At 42.9% G+C, this 12867-nt stretch carries 15 protein-coding genes and 1 riboswitch; of the genes, 7 read left to right on the top strand and 8 right to left on the bottom strand.

The features are described from left to right. Positions 1-45: 45 nt before the first annotated feature. The 5 genes from AOQ70_RS16055 to AOQ70_RS16035 form a co-directional block, all read right to left on the bottom strand. Positions 46-1170 (bottom strand): 5-methyltetrahydropteroyltriglutamate--homocysteine S-methyltransferase, encoded by a 1125-nt coding sequence (locus AOQ70_RS16055; RefSeq protein WP_059377292.1) that lies wholly within the window; start codon positions 1168-1170, stop codon positions 46-48. Between the two features lie 88 nt (positions 1171-1258). Then, positions 1259-1371, bottom strand: a riboswitch (SAM riboswitch). Positions 1372-1453: 82 nt separating this feature from the next. Further along, positions 1454-2773 (bottom strand): gluconate:H+ symporter, encoded by a 1320-nt coding sequence (locus tag AOQ70_RS16050; RefSeq protein ID WP_024423918.1) that lies wholly within the window; start codon positions 2771-2773, stop codon positions 1454-1456. A gap of 50 nt (positions 2774-2823) precedes the next feature. Then, positions 2824-4245: a four-carbon acid sugar kinase family protein gene (locus AOQ70_RS16045; RefSeq protein WP_059377290.1), complete on the bottom strand. Its 1422-nt coding sequence runs from the start codon at positions 4243-4245 to the stop codon at positions 2824-2826. Between the two features lie 7 nt (positions 4246-4252). After that, a complete protein-coding gene (gene garR, locus AOQ70_RS16040) occupies positions 4253-5146 on the bottom strand; it encodes a 2-hydroxy-3-oxopropionate reductase (RefSeq protein WP_059377287.1) in 894 nt (297 codons plus the stop codon). 198 nt (positions 5147-5344) lie between these two features. After that, positions 5345-6202, bottom strand: coding sequence for a MurR/RpiR family transcriptional regulator (locus AOQ70_RS16035; RefSeq protein WP_175297110.1), 858 nt, complete (start codon positions 6200-6202; stop codon positions 5345-5347). Between the two features lie 161 nt (positions 6203-6363). Here AOQ70_RS16035 and AOQ70_RS20005 point away from each other — a divergent pair, with 161 nt between their 5' ends. Both AOQ70_RS20005 and AOQ70_RS16030 read left to right on the top strand, forming a co-directional pair. Further along, entirely contained in the window at positions 6364-6564 is a 201-nt protein-coding gene (locus AOQ70_RS20005) for a hypothetical protein (RefSeq protein ID WP_231730887.1), read from the top strand. Beyond that, positions 6545-7042 carry a DUF3298 and DUF4163 domain-containing protein gene (locus AOQ70_RS16030; protein ID WP_231730886.1) on the top strand — a complete coding sequence of 166 codons (498 nt, stop codon included), beginning with the start codon at positions 6545-6547 and terminating at the stop codon, positions 7040-7042. Before AOQ70_RS20005 ends, AOQ70_RS16030 begins: the two co-directional genes overlap by 20 nt. A gap of 85 nt (positions 7043-7127) precedes the next feature. Here the strand turns inward: AOQ70_RS16030 and AOQ70_RS16025 are convergent, their stop codons facing one another. Then, on the bottom strand, positions 7128-7307 hold the full coding sequence (locus AOQ70_RS16025; protein ID WP_039182574.1) for a hypothetical protein: 180 nt from the start codon (positions 7305-7307) through the stop codon (positions 7128-7130). 289 nt (positions 7308-7596) lie between these two features. Beyond that, a complete protein-coding gene (gene pepT, locus AOQ70_RS16020) occupies positions 7597-8829 on the bottom strand; it encodes a peptidase T (protein ID WP_047202931.1) in 1233 nt (410 codons plus the stop codon). A 226-nt stretch (positions 8830-9055) separates the two neighbouring features. On the opposite strand from pepT, the gene AOQ70_RS16015 reads away from it, so the two are divergent. The 5 genes from AOQ70_RS16015 to AOQ70_RS15995 all read left to right on the top strand — a co-directional run bounded on the left by AOQ70_RS16015 (position 9056) and on the right by AOQ70_RS15995 (position 12463). Beyond that, complete coding sequence (locus AOQ70_RS16015) at positions 9056-9379, top strand: WXG100 family type VII secretion target (protein ID WP_024427532.1); 324 nt, start codon at positions 9056-9058, stop codon at positions 9377-9379. A gap of 4 nt (positions 9380-9383) precedes the next feature. Next, positions 9384-10580, top strand: a complete 1197-nt coding sequence (locus AOQ70_RS16010; RefSeq protein WP_024427531.1) for a DUF6861 domain-containing protein — start codon at positions 9384-9386, stop codon at positions 10578-10580. A 12-nt stretch (positions 10581-10592) separates the two neighbouring features. Then, positions 10593-11351 (top strand): hypothetical protein, encoded by a 759-nt coding sequence (locus AOQ70_RS16005; protein ID WP_059377284.1) that lies wholly within the window; start codon positions 10593-10595, stop codon positions 11349-11351. Between the two features lie 21 nt (positions 11352-11372). Beyond that, complete coding sequence (locus AOQ70_RS16000) at positions 11373-11900, top strand: YfjD family protein (protein ID WP_058838437.1); 528 nt, start codon at positions 11373-11375, stop codon at positions 11898-11900. Positions 11901-11998: 98 nt separating this feature from the next. After that, positions 11999-12463: a helix-turn-helix domain-containing protein gene (locus AOQ70_RS15995; RefSeq protein WP_039182560.1), complete on the top strand. Its 465-nt coding sequence runs from the start codon at positions 11999-12001 to the stop codon at positions 12461-12463. A gap of 48 nt (positions 12464-12511) precedes the next feature. Here AOQ70_RS15995 and AOQ70_RS15990 read toward each other — a convergent pair whose 3' ends face one another. Beyond that, the gene (locus AOQ70_RS15990; protein WP_039182556.1) at positions 12512-12859 is read right to left on the bottom strand and encodes a helix-turn-helix domain-containing protein; all 348 of its coding nucleotides are present in this window, start codon (positions 12857-12859) and stop codon (positions 12512-12514) included. Between the last annotated feature and the right edge of the window lie 8 nt (positions 12860-12867).

Raw genomic sequence — 12867 nt, 5'->3', positions numbered from 1 at the left:
CAAACCGCAGTATGAGCGGTTTGTCTTTTTTTGTCCTTTGAGGAACTACGAAGTCCACACTTGATCAGCAATCTCAATCACATGACGCAGCTTTTCCCATTGCTGTTCTTCTGTTAACAGGTTGCCTTCCTCTGTTGAGGCGAAACCGCATTGTGGACTCAAACAAATTTGGTTAATGTCCACATATTGAGCCGCTTCCTCAATGCGTTTTTTAATCTGTTCAACTGGCTCAAGCTCACCGTATTTTGAAGTGACAAGGCCTAGTACGATTTGAAGGTTTGGGTTCTTCACATATCGAAGAGGCTCAAATCCGCCAGAACGATCGTCGTCGAATTCTAAAAAGAGACCATCAAGATCTAAGCCGGCGAAAATTGTTTCTGCCGCTGCTTCGTAACCACCTTCAGCAGCCCAAGTTGATTTAAAGTTACCGCGGCAAATGTGCATAGTAATCACCAAATCCTCTGGGCGATCGGCAACAGCTTCATTGATTGTCTTCGCAAACGACTCACGAAGTTCATCCTCTTCACGGCCAAAGGCTTTGATTTGCTCGTGACCTTTTTCAGAAAAGAACACGGCCCATGCCGTATCATCCAGCTGCAAGTAGCGGCAGCCTGCATCATAAAAAGCACGGATGGCTTTCTTATACGCCTGTGCCACATCATGGTGGAATTCCTCTAAGCTGTCATACACTCCTTTTTCAAGCTTTCCACGGAAAAAGAGCATATTCGGACTTGGAATCGTCATTTTAGCCGTATGATCACCAGCGATGCTGTGAAGGAAACGATAATCCTCCAGCATTGGATGATCTGTAAAATCGATCTTGCCTGTTACCTTGATCCCTCTTGCTTTTGTCGTTGTGTTATGAAATTGAATGCCCTGATCTGCTTCAAATCCTTCAACCCCATCGAGTCCTTCCAGAAAGTCAAAATGCCACCATGCACGTCTGAACTCACCATCTGTGACAACCTCTAACCCAATTTCTTTTTGCTTCTCTACAATACGTGTAATTTCTTCGTTTTCAATTTGTCGGAGCTGTTCTGCTGTCAGCGTACCGTCTGCCTTTTGCTTGCGTGCTTCCTTGATGCGTTCTGAACGTAGTAAGCTTCCTACTTGATCTGCGCGGTATGGCGGTTTCGTTGTTTTCTTTCCAATGGTTTGTACTTGTGTCATGCTGAATCCCTTCTTTCTTCAGGTTAAAAAATCAAATAAAAAAGCTCTTCCTTGGATAAGGAAGAGCATCATATACTGTGAGAACTCTGCCTTATCTTCAAACAAGCATCTGCTTGCTTAAGGAATTAGCACCATTCTGTTCCTAGGAACAGCGGTTGCCGGGTTTCACAGGGCCAGTCCCTCCACCACTCTTAATAAGGTTACCTTTTGATTCAATTTTCTTAATAAACACAATTATTCAACCTTTTCAGGGAAAAGTCAATGGTTTTTACAATTTAATTTCCTACATGAACAAATCAGCAACAAGAACACCAGCAAGTCCGACAAGTGAAAGCACGGTGACCATCAATGTCCACGTTTTAAAGGTTTGAGCCATTGATAGGTTAAAGTATTCTTTATAAATCCAGAAACCTGCATCATTCACATGAGAGAACGTGATACTGCCGGCACCTGTTGCGATCACCATTAATTCAGGGCTGACACCCGTCAGGCCAATCAGTGGTGCAGAAATGCCAGCCGCCGTGAGACCGGCGACAGTCGCTGATCCTAAAGAGACACGAAGGACAGCAGCAATGAGCCAAGTCAGAAGCAGGGGAGAAAGTGTGCTTCCTTGCATGATCCCTGCAATGTATTGATCGACGCCGCTATCAATGAGCACCTGTTTAAAGGCGCCTCCGCCCGCAATAATTAATAAAATCATGGCAATAGAGCCGATAGAATCCGTGATGGACTTCATCACGTCCTGCATGCTCTTTCCTCTTCCAAGCCCAAACGTGTAGATGGCAAGCAGCACTGAGATTAATAGTGCAATCGCCGGTTCGCCTAAAAACTCAGCGGTAGGCAGCAATGGGGAGGAAGGGAAGAAAATTTCTAGAAATGCTCTGAAAGTCATAAGCAATACAGGCAAAACAGCGGTGAATATGCTAATGCCGAAACTAGGCATTTCTTCTTCTGTGAATTCCTTTGGATTAAATAAGTTCTTTGGGATATGTGCGTGCAACTGGTCTTTTTTAAATAGTTTTGTAAACAGAAGTCCACCTACTAAAACAGCAGGAATCGCTAAAATAATCCCAACCAATAAGGTTTGTCCCATGTTTGCTTGAAAGACATTCGCAATGGCAGTCGGCCCTGGGTGAGGAGGGAGGAAGCCATGTGTGGTGATGAGAGCAGCGACAAGCGGCATGCCCACATACAGCACAGGAAGTCTTGCAGCCTGAGCGATCGTAAAGACTAATGGAATTAAAATAATGAATCCGGTTTCATAAAATAGAGCAATTCCAATCACAAATCCAGTCAGCATCGTCGCCCATTGGATTTTTCCGATGCCAAATCGGTCAATGAGTGTCATCGCGATACGCTGAGCACCGCCAGAATCAGCCATCAATTTTCCAAGCATCGCTCCAAAACCGAGAACGAGTGCCAGGTGTCCAAGCGTACTTCCAAGTCCTTTTTCGACGGAAGCAATCGCTTCTAGTGGTGTCATCCCTTCTAACACAGCAACAATTAAAGAGACAATAATCAAAGAAATGAAAGCGTTTAACTTAAAGACAACCATGAGTAAAAGCAATAACAAAACGCCAAGTCCAATAAACACTAACGACATGATCTTTCCTCCTTTGTGGTACATAAGGGGGCGCAAACACCCCCTATGCCTTATCCTTCAAGTATGTCTACAGCTTCTTTTAACGTATCCTTTGACCCAACATTTCCCGGGAAAATCACATAAGACATGAAAGGGAATTTACTTTCTTCTCCTGTTTGCCAAACAGGGATCCCTGGTTTGATTTGACCTGCCACGGTCGCACGTCTCACGCTAAGTCCTCTTGTCCCAATATCGCTGGAGGTAATTCCGCCTTTGGCAATGAGATACTTAGGACGAATGGTGAGGCGCTGGACAATACTTGTTACAGCATCACTAATCTGTACAGAGAGCTTTAATTCTTCCTCTTGGCGATCATCCCCAAGATCAAGCCGTTCTCTTCTTGTATAAACAGCCACAGATTGACCTGCTACCAACAGTGCTTCAGTTTGCTGAATGACACGGTCAATTTCTTTGCGAAAGGCATCAGGCTCTAACACGAGGTGGGTATTAAATTCAATAAAAGCCATCTCTTTATTTTGCTCAAGCGCTTGTAATTGTTCTGTTGTTTTTTTTACATGAGAACCGATCATAATGAGACCACCATGAGGGCTTTCTTCTTGTATCAAGTCACCTCTTGTTAATAAGGCGTGATCCCCTATACCGCCAAGTACTTTTGTGAGCGCGGCCGCACTTCTGAACATCAGCTGCTGTCCTGCTTGAATGGCTTCAATGAGAGCGGTGACAAAGACTTTGACATCGTCATAGTCCACTGCGTTTACAACCACCTTTTTGAAATCCTTCACACCCATGATCTGTTGTTTGATTTGATCGATGCGTAAAGCCCGCAGATCAGCTAACGAAATGTAGGTTGTGTTCTCTTTTGTGAACAATCCCTCTGACTTTTCTTCAATCCATTCTCCTAGATGAGAGGATTGAAAGCCGAATGTACGGTCTCTTGCAAATTCTGTATCACCAGCAGGAATTAATTCGTGTCCTTCCTGTACGTAATGAGTATTGTCGATCGTAAAGCGTCCGCCTTCTTGGAAAAAAGGAAGAAGGATTTCTCCATCGAACTGGCGGGAGCTTTGCTGTTCAATGGTCGTTTTGAGTACTTCAGTTTCAAGCGGAAAGTGTCCGCGAAGAGTAGAATCTCCTCGGCTTACAATGATGAATTCCTGATTAAGCCGTTCAGCCACCTTTACAATGGTTGCAGCAATGGTTTCGTGCGCAGCGGCAGTTTCTTTCTCTGTCATACTGCGAGAATTGGTCAGTATAAAGAACATGCGGCTGTCTTCAAGAAAACCAGCCTCAATGCTTTCTTCTGACCAATCGGTGAAAACAGAGACGCCATGTACGGTTTGAATCCCTGTTGGATCATCGTCTAATACAATGACTTTATGCTGAAAGCTGCTCAGTGCTTGTTCGTATGCTGATTGAATGGCCTTTGAATCTGCTTTCGGAATGGCATTCAGTATGTCAGTGCTTTGCTTCATGATCATCTCATCCTTTCTTTACTTCGACATGAGCCATTTTTTCGTAATATTGAACGATGCCGCCATGATCAAGCCCGGATTTTCCGTCCGCTTTGAGGGCGTGGAAGATTTCAAGCAGCTGGCTAGAAAGGGGAAGAGGAACACCGATATCATGAGCAGTTTCCATGACATTGGTTAAATCCTTCAAGTTGATGTCGATGCGTCCGCCAGGTTCAAAATTTCGTTCTAAGATGAGAGGAACTTTTGCATCGAGAACGGCACTTCCTGCCAGTCCGCCGCGGATGGCTTCATACATCTTATCAATGGCAATGCCTGATTTAGCGGCTAGAACGAGCGCCTCGGACATGGCCGCAATATTTAAATTGACGATGATTTGATTGGCTAGCTTCGCTGTTGTGCCGCTCCCATTTGCCCCAACTAATACGACCTCAGTGCCCATCGCAAGCAGGACATCCTTCACTTTCTCAAAGATGGATTCTTCGCCGCCAGCCATGATGGCAAGTGTTCCGTCTATTGCCTTCGGTTCTCCGCCGCTGACAGGTGCATCGATAAATTCCACCTGATGCTGTTTGGCAAGAGCAGCTAAAGCCCTAGAGGTTACAGGAGAAATTGAGCTCATATCTACGATGACAGTGCCAGGTGCGGCTGTCGTTAAAATGCCTTGATCACCTGAAACGACTGCCTCTACATGCTCTCCTTTAGGAAGCATTGTGATGATGATATCGCTTTCAGAAGCTGCCTCAGCTGCTGAAACAGCACCTTTTGCTCCGGCTTTCTGTAACGATCGAATCGCTTCCTCATTTAGGTCAAAAACCGTTAAAGTATGACCGGCTTTTAATAGATTGAGTGCCATCGGTTTTCCCATAATACCTAGTCCAATAAATCCAATCTTCTTTGTCACGTTGACCGCCTCCTATATAGAAAACCCTTACAAAAAGCGCTTTCTTTTCTTTGTGTTAGTATATATACTATCTTTTAAATTTAATAGTAGGAAATAAACTATTGTTCATTTAATGTACATGACGTGATAGGAACGTGTCAACGGAAAATATGAAAAAAGTCACAAAAAAAGACCGGAATCAGCTCCGGTCTTTTGTGTTCATGTTTTATTTTTAGCTACGGCTAATCTAGATCGTTTCACGTTTTCAATGGCATTTGATCCTAGCTCTAAAACAGCGGCGACGTATAGCACATCAATGATCACAAGCTGGTTGATACGGGAGATCATGGAGTCCGATCGATAGGTTGTCTCTCTGGAAGAGCTAAGCAGATGAAAATCAGACCGTTTTGCGAGCTCAGATTTCGGATAGCTGGTAATAGAAGCAACCCTTGCCCCTTTTTCTTTTGCAAACTGTACAGCGTCAAGAATTTCTCTGCTTTCTCCTGAATGGGAGATTGCGACGATAAAATCGTGTTCCGTGGCGTGTGTTGCAATCATATTCATCATATGCGGATCACTGCAGAGGCTCACTTCAAAACCAAGCTGCAGGAACTTATGATAAGCATCACCAGCAATAAAGCTGGACGCACCTGCTCCAAAAAAGACGGTTTTATGTGCCTGTTTCATGTGTTCAATGAATTGTGTGACGGCATGATCCTCTAAAATATGTTTCATATCTTGGATAGAGTTTGTTGTTAACTCTATGACCTTATGCTTAATGTCAGCTACACTATCGGATGCCTCGATCTCGCCGTATATGGATTGAGGCGTATTGGTCGCGATATCCTGTGCGACATGGACACGAAACACTTGATACGATTCATAGCCAATTTTTCTTAGAAAACGAAAGATCGTCGTTTCACTTGTGCTGCATTCAGCAGCGAGTGCACTGATAGAATGAAGCACAACTTTCTGAGGGTTTTGTAAGATGTAATTGGCAATCTTTTTCTGGGTTGGGGACAAACTATGAAACGTCGTCCGAATGTGACTAAAAATATTCTCTTCTATGATAAACACCACACTTCATCTAGCATTCTACATTAAGCATACAGGAACTTATGAAAACGGTAAACAAACCAGATGTGGAAAAATGAAGAATAATATGGAAAAAACACTTCTTTTGGTTCTTTTGTCATGGTATACTCATCTGGTAATAGACAAAAATGGGGGTTTTTACTATGACAATGAAAAAAGGCCTAACGATCAGCCTGCTTATTTTCTCACTGATTGTTTCCTTGTTTGCGCCAGTTGGATCTGCGGATGCCAAACAAGCAAAAAAAGCAAAAGTAAGCACACATTATTATAAAAAAGAAAAAAACGTTCAAATATGCACAGGTGAAAAACCTAAGCAAGGCGCATATGAAAACCATCAATCGTGATTTAAAAGAAGATATTGCTTTCTCTTATTCTACTTACTTGTTCTTAAAGGATGAAGCGAAAAAGGAAGGCTTTGGGAAGATCACGTACGAGAGATCGTTTAAAACGAAATTTAACAATGGGAAGAAACTAAGTATCTTAAACTATGACTACATGAATGATGGCAGCATGCACGGGGACACAATGGTTTCCAGCATGAACTATGTGTTAACAAAGAAAAAAACAAAGCAGCTGTTCTTGACTGACGTTGTGAAAACAAAGAAAAAGCGTACGAAAGTAAGAGATTATATTTATAACTACACAAAGAAACATAAAAGTAAATTCTATGCGAACCTGAAAAAAAGTGACATTGAAATCAACTACAACACACAGTATTACTTCACGAAAAAGGGAATTGCTGTTGTCTTCCAGCCATATGAAATTTCACCTTATTATGTTGGAATTCCTATGATTCAAGTTCCTGCGAAGGTATATAAATAAAAAGAAAAACGACCACTGAATCTGGTCGTTTTTTGCTGTTTATGCAAACAAAAAAGAGCCCCTCATGAGGCTCTTTTATTTGGATTTATACTTGTTTAGGTGCTTCGTTTAGTGGGTGACGGCGTTTTCCGTTGTAGTGGCGGCGCATACGAAAGATTTCAAACTCCGAAAGCTCTGCGCTTTTTCTTTTTTGGGTGCGGTTATCTTTTTTGAAAGAGAATAGTAAGTAGCAGCAAAGTGAAGCGATAATCAATAAAATCATCATATGACATTCCTCCAATTCATCCTATTCTTTAAGTGTAGACAGGGTGAGTGATGTTTATAACTGAAAATAAGCAGCAGAATCGGTTTAGTCCTTAAGGTTCATTCGATCTGCTATTTTAGGTCTAAAATACTGGTTGTTTTTAACTATTATATTTCCAGTTATTTCACTCGTCAAGAAGAATTTTTTCTGGGGTTGTCTCTATTAGTACGAATAAGTGTCATAAAAGTTTCAGAAAATTGTAAACTTTTATTAAAAAACCGTTCCCGAACAGGAACGGTTGTAAACATGTCTATGCTTTTTCTTCAAATAGACGGGCAATTTCAACGATAACTTCGGTTGCTTTCACCATGTTTTCAACGGAAATAAATTCATATTTACCGTGGAAGTTTTCTCCGCCAGTAAAGATGTTTGGCGTTGGTAGACCTTTATATGAAAGCTGGGAGCCATCTGTGCCGCCGCGGATTGGTTCAATGACCGGTGTGACTGAGCGATTTTCCATGGCTTCATGAGCTATGTCCACAATATGTTTCACCGGCTCAATTTTTTCTCTCATATTATAATATTGATCCTGAATGCTGAGGGTGATGCTGTTTTCTCCGTAGGTGGCTTTTAAGTCATTTGCTATTTTTTCAAACAATGCCTTGCGATTGTTGAATTTCTCTTTATCAAAATCACGGATAATATATTGCAGCTCCGCCTCTTCTACTTCTCCTACAAATTTCGTCAGGTGGAAAAAGCCTTCGTAGCCTTCTGTATACTCCGGAGATTCGTCAGAAGGAAGTTTGTTATGAAAGAGCATCCCGATTTTCGCAGCGCTGACCATTTTGTCCTTAGCTGTTCCTGGGTGGACGTTGTTTCCTTTAATGGATACTTTCGCACCTGCTGCGTTAAAGCTTTCATATTGCAGCTCGCCAAGCGGTCCGCCGTCAATTGTGTAAGCATAGGAAGCGCCAAAGGCATCAACATCAAACTTGTGCGGCCCTCTGCCAATCTCTTCATCTGGCGTAAAAGCGACGCGGATTTTTCCATGCTTAATGTCTGGGTGTTCGATTAGGTAATGCATAGCTGTCATAATTTCTGCGATACCAGCTTTGTTATCAGCACCAAGCAGGGTAGTGCCATCTGTTGTGATCAGCGTATGTCCTTGGTACTTTTGTAAATTTGGAAACTGTTGTGGAGATAAAACGATATGTAGATCTTCATTTAAGGTAATGTCGCCGCCTTGATAGTTCTCATGAAGCTGCGGTTTTACATTTTTGCCGGTGAAATCAGTGGCTGTGTCGATATGAGCCAAAAAGCCAATGGTCGGCACGTCTTTGTCTGTGTTAGATGGGATCGTTCCCATGACATAGCCGTTTTCATCCATTGTCACTTCTTGAATCCCAATGGACTTCATTTCTTCAACAAGCTGTCTCGCCAGGTTCAATTGTCCTTCAGTAGATGGGCAGCTTTCCTTTTCTGCATCTGACTGCGTATCTACCTTCACATAACTTGTGAAACGCTGAATCATTTCCTCTTTCATCTATACGTCACTCCTTTTGTAGAATACGTCCATTTTATCACGTCTTGAATGCGCTTCATAACAAGAAAGGCTTTCTCTGGCAATTAGAGAGGAAAAAGGCCTACTTTCATTAGGTGATGTGCTGAATGGTTCTTTAGGGTGATTTTTTTGGGTGTCTTTTTATTTATAATGAGGACATATAAAATCATCCATTTGTACGTTAAATTGGGAGAAAGGGGTGCGAAAGTTGGATTCTAGTCAAACGCTGGCACTCGCTCAAAAGTTTCAGGAAGCGGCTGATGAGATTCGGCAGTCAAAGCAGCTGCTGGAAAATCGGCTGAAGGCAGTAGGATCAGGCTGGCAGGGAGAAGCAAGAGATAAATTTGATCAAAGCTTTGAAGAAACAACGGCACGCTATGATCAATTTGAAAAGGATTTGCTTGAAACAAGTCAGGAACTGCGGGATGCAGCGGTCAAAATTGAGGAGCGTAAAGCTGAAATTGCCAGAATGGAAGAGCTTGAGCGAAAGAGACGAGAAGAACGGAGAGAAAGAAACCGAGAAGGGAGATGATGTGATGGCACGTGACATTGTGGTTGATCCAGATCAGCTGACAGGGCTGGCGAATGATTTTGTAGGCGAGCTGTCAGCCATTGAAACGAAGCACCGCGATTTACATAGTGAACTGGACGGGCTGATTTTAGGCTGCGATCCTCGGTATAGAAGCTGTTTTTCTGGTGTCGGGGATGCATGGGGAGCAGGACAAGCGTTAATCAGCAAATTGAGCAGCGATGATATTGCCATTCGTCATGCAACAGATAAAATGGTCGAAGCAGATGATATATTGCGGAAATTGTACAGCATCTATGATCAATATGGTACACTCACGAGCTTAGCAGGTATCGTGATGATGCAGGCGAAATATTACGGGCTTGGGATGACGACCTTCATTAAAGAAAATGGCCGATATGCAGCGCAGCATTCGAAGCTGCTGCTTGATCTGACCAGCCGGGTAGAAGGAACGAGATTTGACCGGTTAGCAAGGATTTGGCTGAGTAAAAAAGAATTATTAAAACGATCGAACTGGCCGATGGCTGACTTGGTCCATAAGAAATTCACAAAATTTTATCCTGACGATACAGTTGCGTTCACAAACAGTGTCCGTGATTTTACAAAAGGAAGTATTAATTGGAAGGACACAGCTGCGATCAAGTCTGTTCTGAAAAATGGTGCAAGGTTTGCGAAAGGGAATGCCATCATTGCAACAGTTGTCACTGGTGCAACAGAAACAGTGGGCTGTGGATTGAAAATTGCCGAGAACTATGCAGAATTCGGTGATCAGCCAGAAGTTCTTAAGCGTGAAAATGCAAAGGCTGTTGGAAATGCAGTGAACAATACGGTCTTTATCGCTGGAGGTTCTGTCGCAGGTGCCGTTGTCGGCGGCGCTCTTGGAAGCTTTGCAGGCCCGATTGGTACCGTTGTTGGCGGAGCCATTGGTTCAGCAGTAGGGGGATTTATTGGAGAAAAAGTCGCCAAGCTGACATCCGGTTTTGCTGAACAGATGGCAGTGAAATTAAAGGACCCGATTCATGCGGTCGTGGATAAAGGGAAAAAAGCATTCGAACTGGCGGGTCAAGGTGTGAAAGCTGTCAATGATACCATTGATCAGGCAAATCAGGTGATACATAAAGGGATAGAGAAAACAAAAGAAACCGCAGATTCGCTCATAAAGGGTGCAGGCGATTTCTTTAAGGGTGCATTTTCTTTTGGATAAGGAGAGATCAAGTTGGATCAGCTAAGTCTAAGTATTGAGGAACTCATCTTTAGTTTTTACAGTGAAGGCTATTTTGAACAAGGCATGTCCTTAAAGGAAGCGTATTATCCTGATGTTGAGGATGAACGCCTTGGGTTTTTATTTGAAATTGCGTGCCGTTCTTTGCTCGCAAAAGGTGTACTGGAATTTCGAAACAGACAATACCGTTATAAAGCCGAATACCGTCATTTCATCCAGGCGATGAATGATGCCTCTTACACGGTCAAGGCGTCTAGATTTGGAGATTTAGATGAAGAAATCAGCACCTCCTTTCACACAACTCAGGCGGGTGTATATGCGCATCATACGCTTTATGATCAACAAGTGCATCAGATTCGTAAACTGAGCGGCGATCAGCAGGCAGAAGAGCAAGTGACAGCCTTTTTCAATATACAGATGAATGAACACCCTGAACCTGTCATCAGCCTCCAGGCAGACGAATTTGAAATGCTGTTAGAGCAAGCAAGCGAAGCAAAAAATGAGTGGCCATCCTTTCTGAATCAAGCAGAGAATCAAGAGCTCGTGAAGGCATTTGTTTCTGATGTAAAGACGAGAAAAGGAAAGATGGATTCCCTCATGAAGGTCGTCTATGACAAAAATAATACGCCTGATGTGGAGTCGATGATATTTGTCATTCCAGGTGAGAACCAATCGTGGCTTGTATCAGGAGTAAAAGAAAATCAATTTCGCATTGAGACGGCTCATCGAGACGGGTTCCGTTCTATATTCTAATGGAGAAAAGGAGAATGACGCTTGAATCCAAGTGAAGTAATAGAAGTAAGGAGCAGACCTTTTTTAAGAGTATGGGCATTCTTAGCAACGGGCGGCTTCGGTATCATCGGTATTTGGTTATTTTCAGAAGCTCTTACATTTGAATCGAACTATACATTGTTTTTATTTTTAGGCGGACTATTAGGTATTGTCTATGGCTGGATCTCCTTTTTGATGATTTTGCCTGCTTTTACGAAGAGGGGAAATGTGATTTTTCGCATTCAGCGCGGAGAGAATGGCGCTGTGCTGCACCGGGAGCGAACAATTCCTTTTCAAGATATTCAATCAATCGACATGCGCAGGCATCGTTACAGTATAAGAGGATTTCTTTTTATGGATGTGCTCATTCGGAAAGTCGATGGGAAATTGATCAGAATTCCGGCGTACAGCATTTTAGATGAAGAAGTATTTGAGCAGACCGTCAAACAGGAGATCTATCCATATTTACATCAGGCAGCCCAAGAAAATTGGAGACAGCAGCATGGCCAGGGAGAAGAGAAGACCGACTAAGCTGTTTTGTCAGAATTGTATAGGATGAGGCGCCACTTTTTCGAAAAAATCGTGTATGATGTCAGTAAAGACTGAACACTCGAAAGAGGTGATGAGATATGGATAAAGAGATGGTAATTGACCTCGTCACAGAACAAATGGCACGGATTCGAAAAGAAAAGGATTATACGCAGGATCGCATGGCGGAGGTACTTGGTCTATCGAAACGGCATTTACAGCAGGTTGAAAAAAACAGGCTGCGTCTCAATTGGACGCAATCCGCGGCCGTATGTGCATTATTCAGAGATAGTGACATTCTGAAAGGGACACTAGGGGATGACCCGCTTGAGATTTTGGAAGTTGTGGCACATGATGAATTACATCTATCAGTTGAGCGTACGATTGGCGGAAAGGTTTGGTGGAGGACGGCTGTCAAAAAAGGCACGTTTCGCCTTCAGCAAAATGTACTTAGTCAGCACTACCGCATCCTAGATGAGGAGAATTATCGCTATTATAGTTCTTTTAATAAAGAAGAAGCGAAGCGGCGGCTAGAGGAATTAAGCCAGCTGTCTTCTCCATATTGAGATTGGAAAGAGAGGCACCTGTTTGATAGGTGCCTCTCTTTTCTGTGTTTATACTTTTAGAGTGTTTTTCGCCCGAATAAAGGCAACAAGCTGTTTGATTTCTTCATCATTTAGGGGAACGCCGTCTACATGAATGGTTCCTTCTTTTGCTTCCGTCAGTTCAATTTTGATATCAGAGATTTTGCGTTGTATCTCTGGCTCGTCCGTTCTACCAAGTAAAAAATCAATGGACGTATCATACAAATCAGCCAGCAGCTTCACTGCTTCAAGCGAAGGTCGTCGGTACCCAGATTCGTAACCGGCATAGGTGCTTTTGGCGATACCTAGGCGATCTGCCGTATGCTGGAGAGACCATTTTTTCTTTTTTCTAAGAGTGGTTAAACGATCGAGTATCATACATGAAC

It is taken from the genome of Bacillus sp. AM 13(2015) (assembly GCF_001518755.1).
Lineage (GTDB): Bacteria > Bacillota > Bacilli > Bacillales > Bacillaceae > Bacillus > Bacillus safensis.
Note: the sequence above shows the minus strand (reverse complement) of the source record. Positions and strands in the feature narration are given on the sequence as shown.